At 61.1% G+C, this 22,391-nt stretch carries 21 protein-coding genes; all 21 read left to right on the plus strand.

Annotation, left to right across the window (positions count from 1 at the left end):
• The first annotated feature begins 67 nt into the window (after positions 1-67).
• The 21 genes from rpoB to rplE all read left to right on the plus strand — a co-directional run bounded on the left by rpoB (position 68) and on the right by rplE (position 22,389).
• Positions 68-4,174 (plus strand): DNA-directed RNA polymerase subunit beta, encoded by a 4,107-nt coding sequence (gene rpoB / locus BBJ41_RS11425; protein ID WP_069746514.1) that lies wholly within the window; start codon positions 68-70, stop codon positions 4,172-4,174.
• A gap of 21 nt (positions 4,175-4,195) precedes the next feature.
• Complete coding sequence (gene rpoC / locus BBJ41_RS11430) at positions 4,196-8,443, plus strand: DNA-directed RNA polymerase subunit beta' (RefSeq protein WP_069746515.1); 4,248 nt, start codon at positions 4,196-4,198, stop codon at positions 8,441-8,443.
• Positions 8,444-8,761: 318 nt separating this feature from the next.
• Positions 8,762-10,609, plus strand: a complete 1,848-nt coding sequence (gene recQ / locus BBJ41_RS11435) for a DNA helicase RecQ (protein WP_069746516.1) — start codon at positions 8,762-8,764, stop codon at positions 10,607-10,609.
• Between the two features lie 227 nt (positions 10,610-10,836).
• The gene (gene rpsL / locus BBJ41_RS11440; RefSeq protein WP_006400662.1) at positions 10,837-11,217 is read left to right on the plus strand and encodes a 30S ribosomal protein S12; all 381 of its coding nucleotides are present in this window, start codon (positions 10,837-10,839) and stop codon (positions 11,215-11,217) included.
• A gap of 172 nt (positions 11,218-11,389) precedes the next feature.
• On the plus strand, positions 11,390-11,860 hold the full coding sequence (rpsG, locus tag BBJ41_RS11445; RefSeq protein WP_006477195.1) for a 30S ribosomal protein S7: 471 nt from the start codon (positions 11,390-11,392) through the stop codon (positions 11,858-11,860).
• 123 nt (positions 11,861-11,983) lie between these two features.
• Positions 11,984-14,086 carry an elongation factor G gene (gene fusA / locus BBJ41_RS11450; protein ID WP_069746517.1) on the plus strand — a complete coding sequence of 701 codons (2,103 nt, stop codon included), beginning with the start codon at positions 11,984-11,986 and terminating at the stop codon, positions 14,084-14,086.
• A gap of 39 nt (positions 14,087-14,125) precedes the next feature.
• Complete coding sequence (gene tuf / locus BBJ41_RS11455; RefSeq protein ID WP_011350666.1) at positions 14,126-15,316, plus strand: elongation factor Tu; 1,191 nt, start codon at positions 14,126-14,128, stop codon at positions 15,314-15,316.
• Positions 15,317-15,603: 287 nt separating this feature from the next.
• A complete protein-coding gene (gene rpsJ / locus BBJ41_RS11460; protein WP_004199280.1) occupies positions 15,604-15,915 on the plus strand; it encodes a 30S ribosomal protein S10 in 312 nt (103 codons plus the stop codon).
• Between the two features lie 177 nt (positions 15,916-16,092).
• Complete coding sequence (rplC, locus tag BBJ41_RS11465; RefSeq protein ID WP_006482922.1) at positions 16,093-16,743, plus strand: 50S ribosomal protein L3; 651 nt, start codon at positions 16,093-16,095, stop codon at positions 16,741-16,743.
• Positions 16,743-17,363, plus strand: coding sequence for a 50S ribosomal protein L4 (rplD, locus tag BBJ41_RS11470; protein WP_011350675.1), 621 nt, complete (start codon positions 16,743-16,745; stop codon positions 17,361-17,363). The genes rplC and rplD overlap by 1 nt, the downstream gene beginning before the upstream one ends.
• Positions 17,360-17,674 (plus strand): 50S ribosomal protein L23, encoded by a 315-nt coding sequence (gene rplW / locus BBJ41_RS11475; protein ID WP_004199275.1) that lies wholly within the window; start codon positions 17,360-17,362, stop codon positions 17,672-17,674. Before rplD ends, rplW begins: the two co-directional genes overlap by 4 nt.
• 2 nt (positions 17,675-17,676) lie before the next feature.
• Positions 17,677-18,504, plus strand: a complete 828-nt coding sequence (gene rplB / locus BBJ41_RS11480; protein WP_006482900.1) for a 50S ribosomal protein L2 — start codon at positions 17,677-17,679, stop codon at positions 18,502-18,504.
• A gap of 10 nt (positions 18,505-18,514) precedes the next feature.
• A complete protein-coding gene (rpsS, locus tag BBJ41_RS11485; protein ID WP_004199273.1) occupies positions 18,515-18,790 on the plus strand; it encodes a 30S ribosomal protein S19 in 276 nt (91 codons plus the stop codon).
• A 12-nt stretch (positions 18,791-18,802) separates the two neighbouring features.
• The gene (gene rplV / locus BBJ41_RS11490) at positions 18,803-19,132 is read left to right on the plus strand and encodes a 50S ribosomal protein L22 (RefSeq protein WP_004199272.1); all 330 of its coding nucleotides are present in this window, start codon (positions 18,803-18,805) and stop codon (positions 19,130-19,132) included.
• 11 nt (positions 19,133-19,143) lie between these two features.
• The gene (rpsC, locus tag BBJ41_RS11495; protein WP_006482899.1) at positions 19,144-19,944 is read left to right on the plus strand and encodes a 30S ribosomal protein S3; all 801 of its coding nucleotides are present in this window, start codon (positions 19,144-19,146) and stop codon (positions 19,942-19,944) included.
• Between the two features lie 2 nt (positions 19,945-19,946).
• Complete coding sequence (rplP, locus tag BBJ41_RS11500; protein WP_006752927.1) at positions 19,947-20,363, plus strand: 50S ribosomal protein L16; 417 nt, start codon at positions 19,947-19,949, stop codon at positions 20,361-20,363.
• 9 nt (positions 20,364-20,372) lie between these two features.
• Positions 20,373-20,567, plus strand: coding sequence for a 50S ribosomal protein L29 (gene rpmC / locus BBJ41_RS11505; RefSeq protein WP_006400652.1), 195 nt, complete (start codon positions 20,373-20,375; stop codon positions 20,565-20,567).
• The gene (rpsQ, locus tag BBJ41_RS11510) at positions 20,564-20,836 is read left to right on the plus strand and encodes a 30S ribosomal protein S17 (protein ID WP_006477189.1); all 273 of its coding nucleotides are present in this window, start codon (positions 20,564-20,566) and stop codon (positions 20,834-20,836) included. The genes rpmC and rpsQ overlap by 4 nt, the downstream gene beginning before the upstream one ends.
• A 310-nt stretch (positions 20,837-21,146) precedes the next feature.
• Positions 21,147-21,515 carry a 50S ribosomal protein L14 gene (gene rplN / locus BBJ41_RS11515; RefSeq protein ID WP_006482918.1) on the plus strand — a complete coding sequence of 123 codons (369 nt, stop codon included), beginning with the start codon at positions 21,147-21,149 and terminating at the stop codon, positions 21,513-21,515.
• Positions 21,516-21,524: 9 nt separating this feature from the next.
• Positions 21,525-21,833 carry a 50S ribosomal protein L24 gene (gene rplX, locus BBJ41_RS11520; protein ID WP_006477187.1) on the plus strand — a complete coding sequence of 103 codons (309 nt, stop codon included), beginning with the start codon at positions 21,525-21,527 and terminating at the stop codon, positions 21,831-21,833.
• 16 nt (positions 21,834-21,849) lie between these two features.
• Complete coding sequence (rplE, locus tag BBJ41_RS11525) at positions 21,850-22,389, plus strand: 50S ribosomal protein L5 (RefSeq protein WP_006477186.1); 540 nt, start codon at positions 21,850-21,852, stop codon at positions 22,387-22,389.
• Positions 22,390-22,391 lie beyond the last annotated feature (2 nt).

Genomic DNA, 22,391 nt, shown 5'->3' on the forward strand with positions numbered 1-22,391 from the left:
TGAACACTCGGGTTTGAAACGTCCAGGTATTCCGCCTCGATAGCACCCGCCGTGATTCGGAGATCGTATGCAATATTCCTTCACCGAGAAGAAGCGCATTCGCAAGAGTTTCGCGAAGCGCCCCATCGTTCACCAAGTTCCTTTCTTGCTGGCTACCCAGCTTGAATCATTCAGCACGTTTCTGCAAGCCGATGTACTGGCGACGCAACGCAAGCCTGAAGGTTTGCAGGCCGCCTTCACATCGGTATTTCCCATTGTTTCGCACAACGGTTTCGCGCGCCTCGAGTTCGTGAGCTATGCGTTGTCCGCGCCGGCATTCAACATCAAGGAATGCCAGCAGCGTGGCCTGACGTACTGCTCCGCGCTGCGCGCGAAGGTCCGCCTCGTCATCCTCGACAAGGAATCGCCGAACAAGCCGGTCGTCAAGGAAGTGAAGGAGCAGGAAGTGTACATGGGCGAAATTCCGCTCATGACGCCGACGGGCTCGTTCGTCATCAACGGCACCGAGCGTGTCATCGTCTCGCAGCTGCACCGTTCGCCGGGCGTGTTCTTCGAACACGACAAGGGCAAGACGCACAGCTCGGGCAAGCTGCTGTTTTCGGCACGGATCATTCCGTACCGCGGCTCGTGGCTCGACTTCGAATTCGATCCGAAGGACATCCTGTACTTCCGCGTCGACCGTCGCCGCAAGATGCCGGTCACGATCCTGCTGAAGGCCATCGGCCTCACGCCGGAACAGATCCTCGCGAACTTCTTCGTGTTCGACAACTTCACGCTGATGGACGAAGGCGCGCAACTCGAGTTCGTGCCCGAGCGTCTGCGTGGTGAAGTCGCGCGTTTCGACATCACGGATCGTGATGGCAAGGTCATCGTCCAGAAGGACAAGCGGATCAACGCGAAGCACATTCGCGACCTCGAAGCCGCAAAGACCAAGTTCATCTCGGTGCCGGAAGACTATCTGCTCGGCCGCGTGCTGGCGAAGAACGTCGTCGACGGCGATACCGGCGAAGTGATCGCGAGCGCGAACGACGAAGTCACGGAAAGCGTGCTCGAGAAGCTGCGCGAAGCGGGCATCAAGGACATCCAGACGCTCTACACGAACGATCTGGACCAGGGCCCGTACATCTCGTCGACGCTGCGTGTCGACGAAACGACCGACCGCACCGCCGCGCGCATCGCGATCTACCGCATGATGCGTCCGGGCGAGCCGCCGACCGAAGAAGCGGTCGAGGCACTGTTCAATCGTCTGTTCTACAGCGAAGAAGCGTACGACCTGTCGAAGGTCGGCCGTATGAAGTTCAACCGCCGCGTCAGCCGTGACGAGATCACCGGCCCGATGACGCTGCAGGACGACGACATCCTCGCGACGATCAAGATTCTCGTCGAGCTGCGCAACGGCAAGGGCGAAGTGGACGACATCGACCACCTCGGCAACCGTCGCGTGCGTTGCGTCGGCGAACTGGCGGAAAACCAGTTCCGCGCGGGTCTCGTGCGTGTCGAACGCGCGGTCAAGGAACGCCTCGGCCAGGCCGAAAGCGAAAACCTGATGCCGCACGACCTGATCAACTCGAAGCCGATTTCGTCGGCGATCCGCGAGTTCTTCGGTTCGTCGCAGCTGTCGCAGTTCATGGACCAGACCAACCCGCTGTCGGAAATCACGCACAAGCGCCGTGTTTCCGCACTGGGCCCGGGCGGTCTGACGCGCGAGCGCGCAGGCTTTGAAGTCCGCGACGTGCACCCGACCCACTATGGTCGCGTGTGCCCGATCGAAACGCCGGAAGGTCCGAACATCGGCCTGATCAACTCGCTCGCACTGTATGCGCACCTGAACGAATACGGCTTCCTCGAGACGCCGTACCGCAAGGTCGTGGACAGCAAGGTGACCGACCAGATCGATTACCTGTCGGCGATCGAGGAAGGCCGCTACATGATCGCGCAGGCGAACGCCGCGATCGACGAGAACGGCACGCTGATCGACGAACTCGTGTCGTCGCGTGAAGCCGGCGAAACGATGATGGTCACGCCGGACCGTATCCAGTACATGGACGTGGCGCCGTCGCAGATCGTGTCGGTCGCAGCCTCGCTGATTCCGTTCCTCGAGCACGATGACGCGAACCGTGCACTGATGGGTTCGAACATGCAGCGTCAGGCCGTGCCGTGTCTGCGTCCGGAAAAGCCGGTCGTCGGTACGGGCATCGAGCGTACCTGCGCGGTCGACTCGGGCACGACGGTTCAGGCGTTCCGCGGCGGTGTCGTCGATTACGTCGACGCAGGCCGTATCGTGATTCGCGTGAACGACGACGAAGCGGTCGCAGGTGAAGTCGGTGTCGACATCTACAACCTGATCAAGTACACGCGTTCGAACCAGAACACGAACATCAACCAGCGTCCGATCGTGAAGATGGGCGACAAGGTCTCGCGCGGCGACGTGCTGGCCGACGGCGCCTCGACGGACCTGGGCGAGCTCGCGCTCGGCCAGAACATGCTGATCGCGTTCATGCCGTGGAACGGCTACAACTTCGAGGATTCGATCCTGATCTCGGAGAAGGTCGTGGCCGACGATCGCTACACGTCGATCCACATCGAAGAGCTGAACGTCGTTGCACGCGACACGAAGCTCGGGCCGGAAGAAATCACGCGCGACATCTCGAACCTGGCGGAAGTCCAGCTCGGCCGTCTCGACGAATCGGGCATCGTGTACATCGGTGCTGAAGTCGAAGCAGGCGACGTGCTGGTCGGCAAGGTCACGCCGAAGGGCGAGACCCAGCTGACGCCGGAAGAGAAGCTGCTGCGCGCGATCTTCGGCGAGAAGGCGTCGGACGTGAAGGACACGTCGCTGCGCGTGCCGTCGGGCATGAGCGGTACCGTGATCGACGTCCAGGTCTTCACGCGTGAAGGCATCCAGCGCGACAAGCGTGCGCAACAGATCATCGACGACGAACTGAAGCGCTACCGTCTCGACCTGAACGACCAGCTGCGCATCGTGGAAGGCGACGCGTTCCAGCGTCTCGCACGCATGCTCGTGGGCAAGGTCGCGAACGGCGGTCCGAAGAAGCTCGCCAAGGGCACGAAGATCGACCAGGCTTACCTGGAAGACCTCGACCACTACCACTGGTTCGACATCCGCCTTGCGGACGACGAAGCAGCGGCGCAGCTCGAAGCGATCAAGAACTCGATCGAAGAGAAGCGTCACCAGTTCGACCTCGCGTTCGAAGAGAAGCGCAAGAAGCTCACGCAAGGCGACGAACTGCCGCCGGGCGTGCTGAAGATGGTCAAGGTGTACCTCGCGGTCAAGCGCCGTCTGCAGCCTGGCGACAAGATGGCAGGCCGTCACGGTAACAAGGGTGTCGTGTCGAAGATCGTCCCGATCGAAGACATGCCGTACATGGCCGATGGCCGTCCGGCAGACGTCGTGCTGAACCCGCTCGGCGTGCCGTCGCGGATGAACGTGGGTCAGGTTCTGGAAGTGCACCTCGGCTGGGCCGCGAAGGGCCTCGGCTGGCGTATCGGCGAAATGCTGCAGCGTCAGGCGAAGATCGAGGAAATGCGCGTGTTCCTGACGAAGATCTACAACGACTCGGGCCGCCAGGAAGATCTGGAAAGCTTCACCGACGACGAGATCCTCGAACTCGCGAAGAACCTGCGCGAAGGCGTGCCGTTCGCAACGCCGGTGTTCGACGGTGCGACCGAGGAAGAAATGGGCAAGATGCTCGACCTCGCGTTCCCGGACGACATCGCCGAACAGCTCGGCATGAACCCGTCGAAGAACCAGGTCCGTCTGTACGACGGCCGCACGGGTGAAATGTTCGAACGTCGCGTGACGCTTGGCTACATGCACTACCTGAAGCTGCACCACTTGGTCGACGACAAGATGCACGCGCGTTCGACCGGCCCGTACTCGCTCGTCACGCAGCAGCCGCTGGGTGGTAAGGCGCAGTTCGGTGGCCAGCGTTTCGGTGAAATGGAAGTGTGGGCACTCGAAGCGTACGGCGCGTCCTACGTGCTGCAGGAAATGCTGACGGTGAAGTCGGACGACGTGAACGGCCGGACCAAGGTCTATGAGAACCTGGTCAAGGGTGATCACGTCATCGATGCAGGCATGCCGGAATCCTTCAACGTGCTCGTGAAGGAAATCCGCTCGCTCGGTATCGATATCGATCTCGACCGCAATTAATCGGACTACGGAGAGAAAGCAATGAAAGCTCTGCTCGATCTATTCAAGCAAGTCCAACAGGAAGAAGTTTTCGACGCGATCAAGATCGGTCTGGCTTCGCCTGACAAGATCCGTTCGTGGTCGTTCGGCGAAGTGAAGAAGCCGGAGACCATCAACTACCGTACGTTCAAGCCGGAACGCGATGGTCTCTTCTGCGCGAAGATCTTCGGGCCGATCAAGGACTACGAGTGCCTGTGCGGCAAGTACAAGCGCCTGAAGCACCGCGGCGTGATCTGCGAGAAGTGCGGCGTCGAAGTGACGCTGGCGAAGGTGCGTCGTGAACGGATGGGCCACATCGAACTGGCCTCGCCGGTCGCGCACATCTGGTTCCTGAAGTCGCTGCCGTCGCGTCTGGGCATGGTGCTCGACATGACGCTGCGCGACATCGAACGCGTGCTGTACTTCGAAGCCTATGTGGTGATCGAACCGGGCATGACGCCGCTGAAGGCGCGGCAGATCATGACCGAAGAGGATTACTACAACAAGGTCGAGGAATACGGCGACGAATTCCGTGCCGAGATGGGCGCGGAAGGCGTGCGTGAACTGCTGCGCGCGATCAACATCGACGAGCAGGTCGAGACGCTGCGCACCGAGCTGAAGAACACCGGCTCGGAAGCGAAGATCAAGAAGTACGCGAAGCGCCTGAAGGTCCTCGAGGCATTCCAGCGCTCGGGCATCAAGCCCGAGTGGATGATCCTCGAAGTGCTGCCGGTGCTGCCGCCGGAACTGCGCCCGCTCGTGCCGCTGGACGGCGGCCGTTTCGCGACGTCGGACCTGAACGACCTGTATCGCCGCGTGATCAACCGTAACAACCGGTTGAAGCGTCTGCTCGAGCTGAAGGTGCCTGAAATCATCGTCCGCAACGAAAAGCGGATGCTGCAGGAAGCCGTCGACTCGCTGCTCGACAACGGTCGTCGCGGCAAGGCGATGACGGGCGCCAACAAGCGTCCGCTGAAGTCGCTCGCCGACATGATCAAGGGTAAGGGCGGTCGTTTCCGTCAGAACCTGCTGGGCAAGCGCGTCGACTACTCGGGCCGTTCGGTCATCGTGGTCGGCCCGACGCTGAAGCTGCACCAGTGCGGTCTGCCGAAGCTGATGGCGCTCGAGCTGTTCAAGCCGTTCATCTTCAACAAGCTGGAAGTGATGGGCGTCGCGACGACCATCAAGGCTGCGAAGAAGGAAGTCGAGAACCAGACGCCGGTGGTGTGGGACATCCTCGAAGAGGTGATCCGCGAGCACCCGGTGATGCTGAACCGTGCGCCGACGCTGCACCGTCTCGGTATCCAGGCGTTCGAGCCGGTGCTGATCGAAGGCAAGGCAATCCAGCTGCACCCGCTCGTCTGCGCGGCGTTCAACGCCGACTTCGACGGTGACCAGATGGCCGTTCACGTGCCGCTGTCGCTCGAAGCGCAGATGGAAGCGCGCACGCTGATGCTCGCGTCGAACAACGTGCTGTTCCCGGCCAACGGCGATCCGTCGATCGTGCCGTCGCAGGATATCGTGCTGGGTCTGTACTACGCGACCCGCGAAGCGATCAACGGCAAGGGCGAAGGCCTGTCGTTCACGGGCGTGTCGGAAGTGATCCGCGCGTACGAGAACAAGGAAGTCGAGCTGGCATCGCGCGTCAACGTGCGGATCACCGAAATGGTCCACAACGAAGACACGTCGGAAGGCGCACCGCCGTTCGTGCCGAAGATCTCGCTGTACGCGACGACCGTCGGTCGCGCGATCCTGTCGGAGATCCTGCCGCACGGCCTGCCGTTCTCGGTGCTGAACAAGCCGCTGAAGAAGAAGGAAATCTCGCGCCTGATCAACACGGCATTCCGCAAGTGCGGTCTGCGCGCGACGGTGGTGTTCGCCGACCAGCTGATGCAGTCGGGTTTCCGTCTCGCGACGCGCGCCGGCATTTCGATCTGCGTGGACGACATGCTCGTGCCGCCGCAGAAGGAAACGATCGTCGGCGACGCCGCGAAGAAGGTGAAGGAGTACGACCGCCAGTACATGTCGGGTCTCGTCACCGCGCAGGAACGCTACAACAACGTGGTCGACATCTGGTCGGCGACGTCGGAAGCGGTCGGCAAGGCGATGATGGAGCAGCTGTCGACGGAGCCGGTGACGGACCGCGACGGCAACGAGACGCGCCAGGAGTCGTTCAACTCGATCTACATGATGGCCGACTCGGGCGCCCGGGGTTCGGCGGTGCAGATTCGTCAGCTGGCCGGTATGCGTGGCCTGATGGCGAAGCCGGACGGCTCGATTATCGAGACGCCGATTACCGCGAACTTCCGCGAAGGTCTGAACGTGTTGCAGTACTTCATCTCGACCCACGGTGCACGTAAGGGTCTGGCTGATACGGCACTGAAGACCGCGAACTCGGGTTACCTGACGCGTCGTCTCGTCGACGTCACGCAGGATCTGGTCGTGGTGGAAGACGATTGCGGCACGTCGAACGGCGTCGCGATGAAGGCGCTGGTCGAAGGCGGTGAAGTCGTCGAAGCACTGCGCGACCGTATCCTCGGCCGCGTCGCGGTGGCGGACGTCGTGAACCCGGAAACGCAGGAAACGCTGTACGAATCGGGCACGCTGCTCGACGAAACGGCGGTCGAGGAAATCGAACGCCTCGGCATCGACGAAGTGCGCGTGCGCACGCCGCTGACCTGCGAAACGCGTTACGGCCTGTGCGCGGCCTGCTATGGCCGCGACCTCGGCCGCGGCTCGCTCGTGAACGTCGGCGAAGCAGTCGGCGTGATCGCGGCACAGTCGATCGGTGAACCGGGCACGCAGCTGACGATGCGTACGTTCCACATCGGTGGTGCGGCATCGCGTGCGGCAGTGGCTTCGTCGGTGGAAGCGAAGAGCAACGGTATCGTCCGCTTCACGGCGACGATGCGCTACGTCACGAACGCGAAGGGCGAGCAGATCGTCATTTCCCGTTCGGGCGAAGCGATGATCACCGACGACTTCGGTCGCGAGCGCGAGCGTCACAAAGTGCCGTACGGCGCGACGCTGCTGCAGCTCGACGGCGCGACCATCAAGGCAGGCACGCAGCTCGCCACGTGGGATCCGCTGACGCGTCCGATCATCACCGAGTACGGTGGTACGGTGAAGTTCGAGAACGTCGAGGAAGGCGTGACCGTCGCGAAGCAGATCGACGACGTGACCGGCCTGTCGACGCTGGTCGTGATCGACGTGAAGCGTCGTGGTTCGCAAGCTTCGAAGAGCGTGCGTCCGCAGGTGAAACTGCTCGACGCGAACGGCGACGAAGTGAAGATCCCGGGCACGGAGCACGCGGTGCAGATCGGCTTCCAGGTCGGCGCACTGATCACCGTGAAGGATGGCCAGCAGGTGCAGGTCGGTGAAGTGCTCGCACGTATCCCGACCGAAGCGCAGAAGACGCGTGACATTACCGGCGGTCTGCCGCGGGTGGCGGAACTGTTCGAAGCGCGTTCGCCGAAGGATGCCGGCATTCTCGCGGAAGTCACCGGTACGACGTCGTTCGGTAAGGACACGAAGGGCAAGCAGCGTCTCGTCATCACGGATCTCGAGGGCAACCAGCACGAGTTCCTGATCGCGAAGGAAAAGCAGGTTCTGGTCCACGATGCTCAGGTCGTCAACAAGGGCGAAATGATCGTGGACGGTCCGGCCGATCCGCACGACATCCTGCGTCTGCAGGGTATCGAGGCGCTGTCGCGCTACATCGTCGACGAAGTGCAGGACGTGTATCGTCTGCAGGGCGTGAAGATCAACGACAAGCACATCGAGGTGATCGTTCGCCAGATGCTGCGTCGTGTGCAGATCACCGACAACGGCGATACGCGCTTCATCCCGGGCGAACAGGTCGAACGTTCCGACATGCTTGACGAAAACGATCGCATGATCGCCGAAGACAAGCGTCCGGCTTCGTACGACAACGTGCTGCTCGGTATCACGAAGGCGTCGCTGTCGACCGACTCGTTCATCTCGGCGGCATCGTTCCAGGAAACGACCCGCGTGCTGACCGAAGCGGCGATCATGGGCAAGCGCGACGATCTGCGCGGTCTGAAGGAAAACGTGATCGTCGGCCGTCTGATTCCGGCCGGTACGGGTCTCGCGTTCCACAAGGCACGCAAGGCGAAGGAATCGTCGGATCGCGAGCGTTTCGACCAGATCGCTGCGGAAGAGGCATTCGACTTCGGCACGCCGAGCGCGCCTGCCGCGGAAGAGCCGCAACAGCATCCGGCAGCCGAGTAAGGCGCGGGCGGCGCAAGCCGCCTTGCCTTGCTGTCATCGCTGTCATCGAGACCGCCCGGTTCTGCCGGGCGGTTTTTTTTATCCGTTCACGCGCATGACGCGCTTGCGTATCACCGGCACCGGCTGCCTGCGAGTGATGCGTCGCATGGCTGCGGGCGCCGCGGCATGCCCCGCGATTGCTTGCGGCGCGGCCGCTGCAGGCCCGTCATGCGCGCGAACGAACCCTGTCCGATTGGCCAACATTGCACGATTCGCCACGCGTTGCGCGAGCGGGTTGTTAAACTTGCGGTCATCGTTCTGCCGTCCTCGCTCTCATTCATGTCCCGCGCCCTCGAAATTCTCGACGAAGTTTTTGGTTATTCCGCATTTCGCGGCCAGCAGGGCGAGATCGTCGAACACGTCGCTGGCGGCGGCGATTGCCTCGTGCTGATGCCCACCGGCGGCGGCAAGTCGCTGTGCTATCAGATCCCGGCGCTGCTGCGCCGCGAGACCGGGCAGGGCGCCGGCATCGTCGTGTCGCCGCTGATCGCGCTGATGCAGGACCAGGTCGCCGCGCTGCGCGAAGTCGGTGTGCGTGCGGCGTACCTGAATTCGACGCTGTCGGGCGCCGAAGCTGCCGCCACCGAGCGTGCGTTGCGCGAAGGCGAAATCGATCTGCTGTATGTCGCGCCAGAACGGCTGATGACGGGGCGCTTCCTCGATCTGCTGGAGCGCGCGAAGATCGGCCTGTTCGCGATCGACGAAGCGCACTGCGTGTCGCAATGGGGGCACGATTTCCGCCCGGAATACATCCAGTTGTCGGTGTTGCACGAGCGCTTCCCGTCGGTGCCGCGCATCGCGTTGACCGCCACGGCCGATGCGATCACGCGCGACGAGATCATCCATCGTCTCGCGCTCGACGATGCGCGCGTATTCGTGTCGAGCTTCGACCGCCCGAACATCCGCTACCGGATCGTCGAGAAGGACAACGCGCGTTCGCAGTTGCTCGATTTCATCCGGGCCGAACACACGAATGCGGACGGCACGACGGACGCTGGCGTCGTCTATTGCCTGTCGCGCCGCAAGGTCGAGGAAACGGCCGAGTGGCTGAAGGCGCAGGGCGTGCGCGCGCTGCCTTATCACGCGGGCATGGAGTTCGAGGTGCGGCAGAAGCACCAGGAGATGTTCCAGCGCGAGGAAGGCATCGTGATGTGCGCGACGATCGCGTTCGGCATGGGGATCGACAAGCCGGACGTGCGCTTCGTCGCCCACCTGGATCTGCCGAAGAGCGTCGAAGGCTATTACCAGGAAACCGGGCGCGCGGGCCGCGACGGGATGCCCGCGAATGCGTGGATGGCGTATGGCCTCGGCGACGTCGTCCAGCAGCGCAAGATGATCGACGAGTCCGATGCGGACGATGCGCACAAGCGCGTCCAGACGTCGAAGCTCGACGCGCTGCTGGGGCTGTGCGAGACGATCTCGTGCCGTCGCGTGCGGTTGCTGAACTACTTCGGCGAGGCGAGCCAGCCGTGCGGCAACTGCGATACGTGCATCGAGCCGCCCGATTCGTGGGACGCGACGCGCGAGGCGCAGATGGCGCTGTCGTGCGTATTCCGTGCGCAGCGCGCGAGCGGCTTCAATTTCGGTTCCAGCCATTTGATCGAGATCCTGCGCGGCGGGCGCACCGAGAAGGTGCTGCAGCGCGGCCATGACCAGCTCACGACGTTCGGGATCGGCGCGTCGCTGTCCGAGCCCGAGTGGCGTGCGATTTTCCGGCAACTCGTCGCGTACGGCTACCTGACCGTCGATCACGGCGGTTTCGGCGCGCTCGTGCTGACCGAGGCGGCAAAACCGGTGCTGAAGAACGAGGAGAAGGTCACGCTGCGCCGCTATGTGAAGCCGCAGCGCACGCGCCAGTCGTCGAGCCGCAGCGGCACGCGTGTCGATCCGACGGCCGGCATGGGCGCGCGCGAGCGCGCACGGTGGGATGCACTGCGCGCGTGGCGTGCGGAAACCGCGAAAACGGACGGGGTGCCGGCCTACGTGATCTTCCACGACGCGACGCTTGCTGAAATCGCGCGCAACGCGCCGGAGTCGATCGACGACCTGCGCCATATCCCCGGCATGGGCGTGCGCAAGCTCGAGCGCTTCGGCGACGAGATCATCGACGTCGTCGAGTCGGCCTGACACAGGTGTTCCGACCCTTCCGGTAAACCACCCCGCCGGCCGGCGAATCACGCAAGCCGTTGACTTAGTTGGCATTTCCGGAATATGATGCTGGGTTCCGGTATTCGGAGGGCCGAGTCGCGTTCGAAAGGTCGCGCCCGTTTCGCCGGTTCGGAAGTCAACTGTGCGCCGATTCTCGCTTTGCCCGAAATCGGTGTGCAGATTTTGTTCAATTTCAGGAATAAACAATGCCAACCATCAACCAACTGGTTCGCAAAGGCCGTCAGTCGGAAACGACGAAGAGCAAGAGCCCGGCCCTGCAGGACTGCCCCCAGCGTCGCGGCGTGTGCACCCGTGTGTACACGACGACGCCGAAGAAGCCTAACTCGGCACTCCGTAAGGTTGCCAAGGTTCGTCTGACGAACGGCTTCGAAGTGATTTCGTACATCGGTGGTGAAGGCCACAACCTGCAGGAACACTCGGTTGTGCTGATCCGCGGCGGCCGTGTGAAGGACTTGCCGGGTGTGCGTTACCACATGGTTCGCGGCTCGCTGGATACCCAGGGCGTCAAAGACCGTAAGCAAGCGCGTTCGAAGTACGGCGCGAAGCGTGCAAAGGCTGCCAAGTAAGCAGTTTTTGATCAGGGATCGCCGCAGGGCGGTCAAGGCGGTGGTGCCGGATTGCCGGTGCTGTCGAGTAAGTGGTCACCCGGCCAAGCTGGTTAGTCGTGAAGATGTGATCGGGTTTGTTGGTGGCCGCGGGGCTGGATACAGCTCCAACTGAACAAGTAAAGGAAGAATCATGCCGCGTCGTCGCGAAGTCCCCAAGCGGGAAGTGTTGCCGGATCCGAAGTTCGGCAACGTTGATGTAGCCAAGTTCATGAACATGCTGATGCTGTCCGGCAAGAAGTCGGTCGCAGAACGCATCGTTTATGGCGCATTCGAACAGATCCAGACCAAGGGTGGCAAGGACCCGCTGGAAGTGTTCACGGTTGCGCTCAACAACGTCAAGCCGGTGGTCGAAGTGAAGAGCCGCCGCGTTGGTGGTGCCAACTATCAAGTTCCGGTCGAAGTGCGCCCGTCGCGTCGTATGGCATTGGCGATGCGCTGGCTGCGTGAGGCTGCGAAGAAGCGCAGCGAGAAGTCGATGGCTCTGCGCCTGGCAGGTGAACTCTCCGAAGCGGCCGAAGGCCGTGGCGGCGCGATGAAGAAGCGCGACGAAGTTCACCGCATGGCAGAAGCCAACCGCGCGTTCTCGCATTTCCGTTTCTAAGCGCCTGGCTGGGCTGTTAGCGGAAATAAATTCCGGGCGGGTGCGCTTTTCAGGCGCCTCGCCCGTTTGTGTTGAAGCGTGATGCAGCAGGGCTGCGTCGCGTCATCCCAGTAGAGGATCAAAGTGGCTCGCAAGACTCCTATCGAGCGCTACCGCAATATCGGTATTAGCGCTCACATCGACGCCGGCAAAACGACGACGACCGAGCGCATTCTGTTTTACACCGGTGTGAACCACAAGATCGGTGAAGTCCACGACGGCGCAGCAACGATGGACTGGATGGAGCAGGAACAGGAGCGTGGCATCACGATCACGTCCGCTGCTACCACGGCCTTCTGGAAGGGCATGGGCGGCAACTATCCGGAACACCGCATCAACATCATCGACACCCCGGGTCACGTCGACTTCACGATCGAAGTGGAGCGTTCGATGCGCGTGCTCGACGGCGCGTGCATGGTGTACTGCGCAGTGGGCGGCGTGCAGCCGCAGTCGGAAACGGTGTGGCGCCAGGCGAACAAGTACAAGGTGCCGCGTCTCGCGTTCGTCAACAAGATGGACCGTACCGGCGCGAACTTCTTCAAGGTCTATGACCAGCTCCGTCTGCGCCTGAAGGCGAACCCGGTTCCGGTCGTGGTGCCGATCGGCGCAGAAGAAGGCTTCAAGGGCGTCGTCGACCTGATCAAGATGAAGGCGATCATTTGGGACGAGGCATCGCAAGGTACCAAGTTCGACTACGTTGACATCCCGGCGGAACTCGTCGACACGTGCAACGAGTGGCGCGAAAAGATGGTCGAAGCGGCTGCAGAGTCGAGCGAAGACCTGATGAACAAGTACCTGGAAGCAGGCGAGCTGAGCGAAGCCGAGGTCGTGAAGGGGCTGCGTGACCGTACGATCGCGTGCGAAATCCAGCCGATGCTGTGCGGTACCGCGTTCAAGAACAAGGGCGTGCAGCGTATGCTCGACGCCGTGATCGATTTCCTGCCGTCGCCGGTCGACATTCCGCCGGTTACGGGTGAACTCGAAAATGGCGAGAAGACCGAGCGCCGTGCTGCCGACGACGAGAAGTTCGCGGCACTCGCGTTCAAGATCATGACCGACCCGTTCGTCGGCCAGCTGATCTTCTTCCGCGTCTACTCGGGCGTCGTCAATTCGGGCGACACGCTGCTCAATGCGACCAAGGACAAGAAGGAACGTCTCGGCCGTATTCTGCAGATGCACGCGAACCAGCGCGAAGAAATCAAGGAAGTTCGCGCAGGCGACATCGCTGCTGCGGTCGGCCTGAAAGAAGCGACCACGGGCGACACGCTGTGCGATCCGGCTCACCCGATCGTGCTCGAACGCATGATTTTCCCGGAGCCGGTGATTTCGCAGGCAGTCGAGCCGAAGACCAAGGCTGACCAGGAAAAGATGGGCCTGGCGCTCAACCGTCTGGCTCAGGAAGATCCGTCGTTCCGCGTGCAGACCGACGAAGAATCGGGTCAAACGATCATTTCGGGCATGGGCGAGCTCCACCTCGAAATTCTCGTCGACCGGATGAAGCGTGAATTCGGCGTGGAAGCGACCGTCGGCAAGCCGCAGGTTGCGTACCGCGAAACCATCCGCAAGTCGGCTGCGGACGTCGAAGGCAAGTTCGTCAAGCAGTCGGGCGGCCGTGGTCAGTATGGCCATGCGGTCATCACGCTCGAGCGCAGCGAACTGGGCAAGGGCTACGAGTTCATCGACGCGATCAAGGGCGGCGTGATTCCGCGTGAATACATCCCGTCGGTTGACAAGGGTATCCAGGAAACGCTGAAGAGCGGCGTGCTGGCAGGCTTCCCGGTCGTCGATGTGAAGGTCACGCTGACGTTCGGTTCGTACCACGACGTTGACTCGAACGAAAATGCGTTCCGCATGGCCGGTTCGATGGCGTTCAAGGAAGCAATGCGCCGCGCGGATCCGGTGCTGCTCGAGCCGATGATGGCTGTGGAAGTGGAAACGCCGGAAGACTTCATGGGTAACGTGATGGGCGACCTGTCGGGTCGTCGCGGCATTATCCAGGGCATGGACGACATGGTTGGCGGCGGCAAGATCGTGCGCGCCGAAGTGCCGCTGTCGGAAATGTTCGGCTATTCCACGTCGCTGCGTTCGCTGACGCAGGGTCGCGCAACGTACACGATGGAGTTCAAGCACTACGCTGAAGCTCCGAAGAACGTTGCAGAAGCGATCATCAGCGCTAAGTCGAAGTAATTCGCTATCACAATCGATTATTTTTGAAAGAAGAGAATCATGGCAAAAGGTAAATTCGAGCGGACCAAGCCGCACGTGAACGTTGGTACGATTGGTCACGTTGACCATGGCAAGACGACGCTGACGGCAGCGATCACGACGGTTCTGACGAAGAAGTTCGGCGGCGAAGCGAAGGCATACGACCAGATCGACGCGGCACCGGAAGAAAAGGCGCGCGGCATCACGATCAACACGGCACACGTCGAGTACGAAACGGCTAACCGCCACTACGCACACGTCGACTGCCCGGGCCACGCTGACTATGTGAAGAACATGATCACGGGCGCGGCGCAGATGGACGGCGCGATCCTGGTTTGCTCGGCAGCAGACGGCCCGATGCCGCAAACGCGTGAGCACATCCTGCTGGCGCGTCAGGTTGGCGTTCCGTACATCATCGTGTTCCTGAACAAGTGCGACATGGTGGACGACGCCGAACTGCTCGAGCTGGTCGAGATGGAAGTTCGCGAACTCCTGTCGAAGTACGACTTCCCGGGCGACGACACGCCGATCGTGAAGGGTTCGGCGAAGCTGGCGCTGGAAGGCGACACGGGCGAGCTGGGCGAAGTGGCGATCATGAGCCTGGCCGACGCGCTGGACACGTACATCCCGACGCCGGAGCGTGCAGTTGACGGCGCGTTCCTGATGCCGGTGGAAGACGTGTTCTCGATCTCGGGCCGTGGTACGGTGGTGACGGGTCGTGTCGAGCGCGGCATCGTGAAGGTTGGCGAAGAAATCGAAATCGTCGGTATCAAGCCGACGGTGAAGACGACCTGCACGGGCGTTGAAATGTTCCGCAAGCTGCTGGACCAAGGTCAAGCAGGCGACAACGTTGGTATCCTGCTGCGCGGCACGAAGCGTGAAGACGTGGAGCGTGGCCAGGTTCTGGCGAAGCCGGGTTCGATCACGCCGCACACGCACTTCACGGCTGAAGTGTACGTGCTGAGCAAGGACGAAGGCGGCCGTCACACGCCGTTCTTCAACAACTACCGTCCGCAGTTCTACTTCCGTACGACGGACGTGACGGGCTCGATCGAGCTGCCGAAGGACAAGGAAATGGTGATGCCGGGCGACAACGTGTCGATCACGGTGAAGCTGATCGCTCCGATCGCGATGGAAGAAGGTCTGCGCTTCGCAATCCGCGAAGGTGGCCGTACCGTCGGCGCCGGCGTCGTCGCCAAGATCATCGAGTAATATCGACGATCCGCGGATCCCTCGGGATCCGCGATTCCGCGGTATGCAGTTGTACCGTCGAAACCGGGTGTCCAGCTTGCGCTGGCACCCGGTTTTGTTTTTCCGGGGCCTCCGTTGCGTGGAGCAATAAACCTGCACCACCGCTCGACAATTTCGTGTAGAATCGCGGGCTTAGCAGTGGAAGTACCGTTCGGAACCGGGTGTCTCGCTCTCCGCAGGCGTCATGGTTTCGCGTTCTTTTAGTGTCCGGCGATGCAACATCGCCTCGCTCTTTTCAAGGAATCGTCATGCAGCAACAGAAAATCCGCATTCGTCTGAAGGCATTCGACTATCGTCTGATCGATCAATCGGCTGCCGAGATCGTCGATACCGCGAAGCGGACTGGCGCAATCGTCCGTGGCCCGGTGCCGCTGCCGACGCGCATTCAGCGTTTTGACATCCTGCGTTCGCCGCACGTCAACAAGACGTCGCGCGATCAGCTCGAAATCCGTACCCACCAGCGCCTGATGGACATCGTCGATCCGACCGACAAGACGGTTGACGCGCTGATGAAGCTCGATCTGCCGGCTGGCGTCGACGTGGAAATCAAGCTGCAGTAAGGCTTCCAGCGCCAAACGGCTCGCCGGGCGGCGCTAAGTCTTTGATTGCTTGCGGAAAACGAAGAATCGGGCTATACTGCTTGGCTTTTCGCGTATTCGCGTAAAAAAGTTGGGCCTTGCGTGCCCGGCATTTTGTAAATCAGCCCCGACCAATCGCAGTCGGGAATGGAGAAAATGATGAGCCTTGGACTCGTAGGTCGCAAGGTTGGCATGACCCGTATCTTCACGGCGGAAGGGGATTCGATTCCCGTCACCGTGCTGGACGTGTCGGACAACCGCGTGACGCAGATCAAGACTGTTGAAACCGACGGCTACACGGCCGTGCAGGTTGCATTCGGCTCCCGCCGCGCATCGCGCGTGACGAAGCCGCTGGCAGGTCATCTCGCCAAAGCCGGTGTCGAAGCCGGTGAAATCCTCAAGGAATTCCGCATTGACGCGGCCAAGGCAGCCGAGCTGTCGAATGGCGCCGTGGTCGGTGCAGATCTTTTCGAAGTGGGCCAGAAAGTCGACGTGCAAGGCGTGTCGATCGGTAAGGGCTACGCCGGTACGATCAAGCGTTACAACTTCTCCTCCGGCCGTGCTACGCACGGTAACTCGCGCTCGCACAACGTGCCGGGCTCGATCGGTATGGCGCAGGATCCGGGTCGCGTGTTCCCGGGTAAACGCATGACGGGTCACATGGGTGACGTGACGGTGACGGTGCAAAACCTCGAAATCGCTCGTATCGACGCAGAGCGCAAGCTGCTGCTCGTGAAGGGCGCGATTCCGGGCGCGAAGGGCGGCAAGGTTTTTGTGACGCCGGCCGTCAAGACCAAGGGGGCGAAATAATGGAACTCAAGCTCCTGAACGAAAATGGTCAGGAAGGTGCAGTGGTCAACGCATCGGACGTCGTGTTCGGTCGTGACTACAACGAAGCGCTGATCCACCAGGTCGTCGTCGCTTACCAGGCGAATGCTCGCCAGGGTAACCGCGCGCAGAAGGACCGCGAGCAGGTCAAGCACACGACCAAGAAGCCGTGGCGCCAGAAGGGTACGGGCCGTGCTCGTGCCGGTATGTCGTCGAGCCCGCTGTGGCGTGGCGGTGGTCGTATCTTCCCGAATTCGCCGGAAGAAAACTTCTCGCACAAGGTCAACAAGAAGATGCATCGCGCAGGTCTCTGCTCGATCTTCTCGCAGCTGGCCCGTGAAGGCCGTCTGTCGGTCGTCGAGGACATCATCCTCGAAGCGCCGAAGACCAAGCTGCTGGCCGAAAAATTCAAGACCATGGGTCTCGATTCCGTGCTGATCATCACCGACACGGTTGACGAGAACCTGTACCTGGCATCGCGCAACCTGCCGCACGTGGCGATTGTCGAGCCGCGCTACGCTGACCCGCTGTCGCTGATCTACTTCAAGAAAGTGCTGGTCACGAAGGCTGCGGTCGCCCAGATCGAGGAGTTGCTGTCATGAGCGAGATTCGCAAGAACGATCATCGTTTGATGCAGGTCCTGCTCGCACCGGTGATCTCGGAAAAGGCGACGCTGGTTGCCGACAAGAACGAGCAAGTCGTGTTCGAAGTCGCACCGGATGCCACGAAGCAGGAAGTGAAGGCAGCTGTCGAGCTGCTGTTCAAGGTTGAAGTTGATTCCGTCAACGTGCTGGTTCAGAAGGGCAAGCAAAAGCGCTTTGGCCGTTCGATGGGCCGCCGCAAGGACGTGAAGAAGGCGTACGTTTGCCTGAAGCCCGGCCAGGAAATCAACTTTGAAGCGGAGGCCAAGTAATCATGGCAATCGTTAAAGTTAAGCCGACATCGCCGGGTCGCCGCGCGATGGTCAAGGTGGTCAACAAGAACCTGCACCAGGGCAAGCCGTTCGCGGCACTGCTCGACTCGCAGAGCTCGACCGCCGGCCGTAACAACAACGGTCGTATCACCACGCGTCACAAGGGTGGTGGTCACAAGCAGCACTATCGTATCGTCGACTTCCGTCGCACGAAGGATGGCATCCCGGCAAAGGTCGAGCGTCTCGAGTACGACCCGAACCGCAGCGCGAACATCGCGCTGGTGCTCTACGCAGACGGCGAACGTCGCTACATCATCGCCCCGAAGGGCCTGACCGTCGGCCAACAGCTGATGTCGGGTTCGGAAGCGCCGATCCGCGCAGGCAACACGCTGCCGATCCGCAACATTCCGGTCGGTACGACGATCCACTGCATCGAGATGCTGCCGGGCAAGGGCGCGCAAATGGCGCGTTCGGCTGGCACGTCGGCAATGCTGCTGGCGCGCGAAGGCGTCTACGCGCAGGTTCGTCTGCGTTCGGGCGAAATCCGCCGCGTGCACATCGAGTGCCGTGCAACGATCGGTGAAGTCGGCAACGAAGAGCATAGCCTGCGCCAAATCGGCAAGGCTGGCGCGAACCGCTGGCGCGGTATCCGCCCGACGGTGCGTGGCGTTGCGATGAACCCGGTTGATCACCCGCACGGTGGTGGTGAGGGCAAGACGGCTGCAGGTCGTGACCCGGTGAGCCCGTGGGGTACGCCGGCTAAGGGTTACCGCACCCGCAGCAACAAGCGCACGACGACGATGATCGTCCAGCGCCGTCACAAGCGTTAAGGAGTAGGCAATGGCACGTTCTGTTAAAAAAGGTCCGTTCTGCGACGCCCATTTGCTGAAGAAAGTTGAGGCGGCTGCAGCTTCGCGCGACAAAAAGCCGATCAAGACCTGGTCGCGTCGCTCGACGATTCTGCCGGATTTCATCGGCCTGACGATCGCTGTTCACAACGGCCGTCAACACGTTCCGGTGTACATCTCGGAAAACATGGTCGGCCACAAGCTTGGCGAGTTCGCACTGACCCGTACGTTCAAGGGTCACGCAGCCGACAAGAAGGCCAAGAAATAAGGGGCAATCAAGATGGAAGTGAAAGCAATTCATCGCGGTGCCCGCATCTCGGCGCAAAAAACGCGCCTTGTGGCTGACCAGATCCGCGGTTTGCCGGTCGACAAGGCGCTGAACGTTCTGACGTTCTCGCCGAAGAAGGCGGCTGGCATCGTGAAGAAGGTTGTGCTGTCGGCAATCGCGAATGCGGAGCACAACGAAGGCGCCGATATCGACGAGCTCAAGATCAAGAGCATCTACGTCGATAAGGCTGCATCGCTCAAGCGTTTCACCGCGCGCGCCAAGGGCCGCGGTAACCGCATCGAGAAGCAATCCTGTCACATCACTGTGACGGTCGGGAATTAAGGAGCCATACGATGGGACAGAAAATTCATCCGACTGGCTTCCGCCTGGCTGTCAGCCGCAATTGGGCTTCGCGCTGGTACGCGAACAACAACAATTTCGCGGCGATGCTTCAGGAAGACATCGGTGTTCGTGAGTACCTGAAGAAGAAGCTGAAGAACGCTTCGGTCGGTCGGGTTGTCATCGAGCGTCCGGCGAAGAACGCGCGCATCACGATTTACAGCTCGCGTCCGGGTGTGGTCATCGGCAAGAAGGGCGAGGATATCGAACAGCTGAAGACGGAACTGCAACGCCGCATGGGCGTTCCGGTCCACGTCAACATCGAAGAGATCCGCAAGCCGGAAACCGATGCGCAGCTGATCGCTGACTCGATCACGCAACAGCTCGAGCGCCGGATCATGTTCCGTCGCGCGATGAAGCGTGCGATGCAGAACGCGATGCGTCTGGGTGCCCAAGGCATCAAGATCATGAGCGCAGGCCGTCTGAACGGTATCGAAATCGCACGTACGGAGTGGTATCGCGAAGGTCGCGTTCCGCTTCACACGCTGCGTGCCGACATCGACTACGCGACTTCGGAAGCGAAGACGACCTACGGGATCATCGGCGTCAAGGTGTGGGTGTACAAGGGCGACACGCTCGGCCGCAACGACGCGCCGGTGGTGGAAGAAGTAGCCGAAGACAAGCGTCCGCGTCGCAATGCGCGTCCGGGCGATCGTCGTCCGCGCCGTGACGGCGAAGGCGGCGCTCCGGGTGCTCGTCGTGGCGCACCGCGCCGTGGCGCCGGCAAGCCGGAAGACGGCAAGACTGGAGAATAACGATGCTGCAACCGAAACGCAGGAAGTATCGCAAAGAGCAGAAGGGTCGTAACACCGGCAAGGCGACGCGCGGCAACGCAGTGTCGTTCGGTGACTTCGGCCTGAAGGCGATCGGTCGCGGCCGTTTGACCGCGCGTCAAATTGAAGCGGCGCGTCGTGCAATGACGCGTCACATCAAGCGTGGCGGCCGCATCTGGATCCGTATCTTCCCGGACAAGCCGATCTCGCAAAAGCCGGCGGAAGTGCGTATGGGTAACGGTAAGGGTAACCCGGAGTACTACGTCGCTGAGATCCAACCGGGCAAGATGCTGTACGAAATGGACGGCGTAACCGAAGAACTGGCACGCGAAGCGTTCCGTCTGGCTGCAGCCAAGCTGCCGCTGAAGACGGCATTCATCGTGCGCCAGCTCGGCGCCTAAGGAGAAAACATGAAGGCTTCCGAACTTCTCCAGAAAGACCAGGCCGCGCTCAACAAGGAGCTGGCGGACCTGCTGAAGGCGCAATTCGGCCTGCGCATGCAACTCGCGACCCAGCAGCTCACGAACACGAGCCAGCTGAAGAAGGTTCGTCGCGACATCGCACGTGTGCGGACCGTCATGACTCAGAAGGCGAACCAGAAATGAACGATAGCGTGAAAACCTCGCTGAAGCGGACGCTGGTCGGTCGGGTCGTCAGCAACAAGATGGACAAGACCGTCACCGTGCTGATCGAGCACCGCGTCAAGCATCCGATCTACGGCAAGTATGTCGTGCGCTCGAAGAAGTACCACGCGCATGATGAAGCGAACACCTACAACGAAGGCGATCTCGTCGAAATCCAGGAAACTCGTCCTGTTTCGAAGACGAAGGCCTGGACGGTGTCGCGCCTCGTCGAAGCGGCTCGCGTGATCTAAGCGGGTCCGTGCGGTAGGCAGTAACAGGCACTTCTCCACGAAGTGCTTGAAATCGCAAAGTTTTTGCTTGCGTGACCAGGATTATTTGTTATAATCCTGGTCTTCCCTCTTTATGGGAGCCCCGTCGCGGGCGAAGTTGGTGGGGGAAGCGGACTGGCGCCTGCCTGTCCGAAAGATTCACCGAATTGCGATGGCGGGTTTCGTTTGCCGTCGCTGCTGTTCCAACCCAAGCAGCCGATTGGCTGACGGGACCAAGACTGACCGAATGCATCATGGTGGTGCATCCGGATTAAGTTGGGAAAGACAAACCATGATCCAGACCGAATCTCGGCTCGAAGTAGCCGACAACACGGGTGCACGTGAAGTCCTGTGCATCAAGGTGCTCGGCGGCTCGAAGCGTCGTTATGCCGGCATTGGCGACATCATCAAGGTGAGCGTCAAAGAGGCAACGCCGCGCGGGCGCGTGAAGAAAGGCGAAATTTACAACGCCGTGGTGGTCCGCACCGCCAAGGGCGTGCGTCGTCAAGACGGCTCGCTGATCAAGTTCGACGGCAACGCCGCTGTGCTTTTGAATAACAAGCTCGAGCCGATCGGCACCCGTATCTTCGGGCCGGTCACGCGTGAGCTGCGTAGCGAACGATTCATGAAGATCGTTTCGCTGGCGCCGGAAGTGCTGTAAGGAGTCGCGATGAACAAGATTCGCAAGGGTGACGAAGTGATCGTCGTCACCGGCAAAGACAAGGGCAAGCGCGGCGTCGTGCTGGCTGTCGGTGCTGAACATGTGACGGTTGAAGGTATCAACCTCGTCAAGAAGCATGTGAAGCCGAACCCGATGAAGGGTACGACGGGCGGCGTGGAAGCGAAGACGATGCCCCTGCATATTTCGAACGTCGCACTGGTCGACGCGAATGGCAAGGCGTCGCGTGTTGGCATCAAGGTCGAGGAAGGCAAGAAGGTTCGCTTCCTGAAGACGACCGGTGCCGTACTGAGCGCCTGACGCAGCGGAGTAAAAAATGGCTCGTTTTCAAGAGTTTTACAAAGAAAAGGTTGTGCCCGGCCTGATCGAGAAGTTCGGTTACAAGTCGGTCATGGAAGTGCCGCGCATCACCAAGATCACGCTGAACATGGGTCTTGGCGAAGCGATCGCTGACAAGAAGATCATCGAGAACGCCGTTGGCGACCTCACGAAGATCGCTGGTCAGAAGCCGGTCGTGACGAAGGCACGCAAGGCAATCGCGGGCTTCAAGATCCGCCAGGGTTACCCGATCGGCGCGATGGTGACGCTGCGCGGCCAGGCGATGTATGAATTCCTCGACCGTTTCGTGACCGTTGCCCTGCCCCGCGTGCGTGACTTCCGCGGTGTGTCGGGTCGTGCCTTCGATGGCCGCGGCAACTACAACATCGGTGTGAAAGAGCAGATCATTTTCCCCGAAATCGACTACGACAAGATCGACGCACTGCGTGGGCTGAACATCAGCATCACGACGACTGCGAAGACCGACGACGAAGCAAAGGCTCTGCTCGCCAGCTTCAAGTTCCCGTTCAGAAACTGAGG

Source organism: Burkholderia stabilis (assembly GCF_001742165.1).
Lineage (GTDB): Bacteria > Pseudomonadota > Gammaproteobacteria > Burkholderiales > Burkholderiaceae > Burkholderia > Burkholderia stabilis.

Excerpts from the sequence above, each read along its gene's own strand:
- rpoB (WP_069746514.1), top strand. The coding sequence starts at position 68 with ATGCAATATTCCTTCACCGAGAAGAAGCGCATTCGCAAGAGTTTCGCG.
- rpoC (WP_069746515.1), top strand. The coding sequence starts at position 4,196 with ATGAAAGCTCTGCTCGATCTATTCAAGCAAGTCCAACAGGAAGAAGTT.
- recQ (WP_069746516.1), top strand. The coding sequence starts at position 8,762 with ATGTCCCGCGCCCTCGAAATTCTCGACGAAGTTTTTGGTTATTCCGCA.
- rpsL (WP_006400662.1), top strand. The coding sequence starts at position 10,837 with ATGCCAACCATCAACCAACTGGTTCGCAAAGGCCGTCAGTCGGAAACG.
- rpsG (WP_006477195.1), top strand. The coding sequence starts at position 11,390 with ATGCCGCGTCGTCGCGAAGTCCCCAAGCGGGAAGTGTTGCCGGATCCG.
- tuf (WP_011350666.1), top strand. The coding sequence starts at position 14,126 with ATGGCAAAAGGTAAATTCGAGCGGACCAAGCCGCACGTGAACGTTGGT.
- rpsJ (WP_004199280.1), top strand. The coding sequence starts at position 15,604 with ATGCAGCAACAGAAAATCCGCATTCGTCTGAAGGCATTCGACTATCGT.
- rplC (WP_006482922.1), top strand. The coding sequence starts at position 16,093 with ATGAGCCTTGGACTCGTAGGTCGCAAGGTTGGCATGACCCGTATCTTC.
- rplD (WP_011350675.1), top strand. The coding sequence starts at position 16,743 with ATGGAACTCAAGCTCCTGAACGAAAATGGTCAGGAAGGTGCAGTGGTC.
- rplW (WP_004199275.1), top strand. The coding sequence starts at position 17,360 with ATGAGCGAGATTCGCAAGAACGATCATCGTTTGATGCAGGTCCTGCTC.
- rplB (WP_006482900.1), top strand. The coding sequence starts at position 17,677 with ATGGCAATCGTTAAAGTTAAGCCGACATCGCCGGGTCGCCGCGCGATG.
- rpsS (WP_004199273.1), top strand. The coding sequence starts at position 18,515 with ATGGCACGTTCTGTTAAAAAAGGTCCGTTCTGCGACGCCCATTTGCTG.
- rplV (WP_004199272.1), top strand. The coding sequence starts at position 18,803 with ATGGAAGTGAAAGCAATTCATCGCGGTGCCCGCATCTCGGCGCAAAAA.
- rpsC (WP_006482899.1), top strand. The coding sequence starts at position 19,144 with ATGGGACAGAAAATTCATCCGACTGGCTTCCGCCTGGCTGTCAGCCGC.
- rplP (WP_006752927.1), top strand. The coding sequence starts at position 19,947 with ATGCTGCAACCGAAACGCAGGAAGTATCGCAAAGAGCAGAAGGGTCGT.
- rpmC (WP_006400652.1), top strand. The coding sequence starts at position 20,373 with ATGAAGGCTTCCGAACTTCTCCAGAAAGACCAGGCCGCGCTCAACAAG.
- rpsQ (WP_006477189.1), top strand. The coding sequence starts at position 20,564 with ATGAACGATAGCGTGAAAACCTCGCTGAAGCGGACGCTGGTCGGTCGG.
- rplN (WP_006482918.1), top strand. The coding sequence starts at position 21,147 with ATGATCCAGACCGAATCTCGGCTCGAAGTAGCCGACAACACGGGTGCA.
- rplX (WP_006477187.1), top strand. The coding sequence starts at position 21,525 with ATGAACAAGATTCGCAAGGGTGACGAAGTGATCGTCGTCACCGGCAAA.
- rplE (WP_006477186.1), top strand. The coding sequence starts at position 21,850 with ATGGCTCGTTTTCAAGAGTTTTACAAAGAAAAGGTTGTGCCCGGCCTG.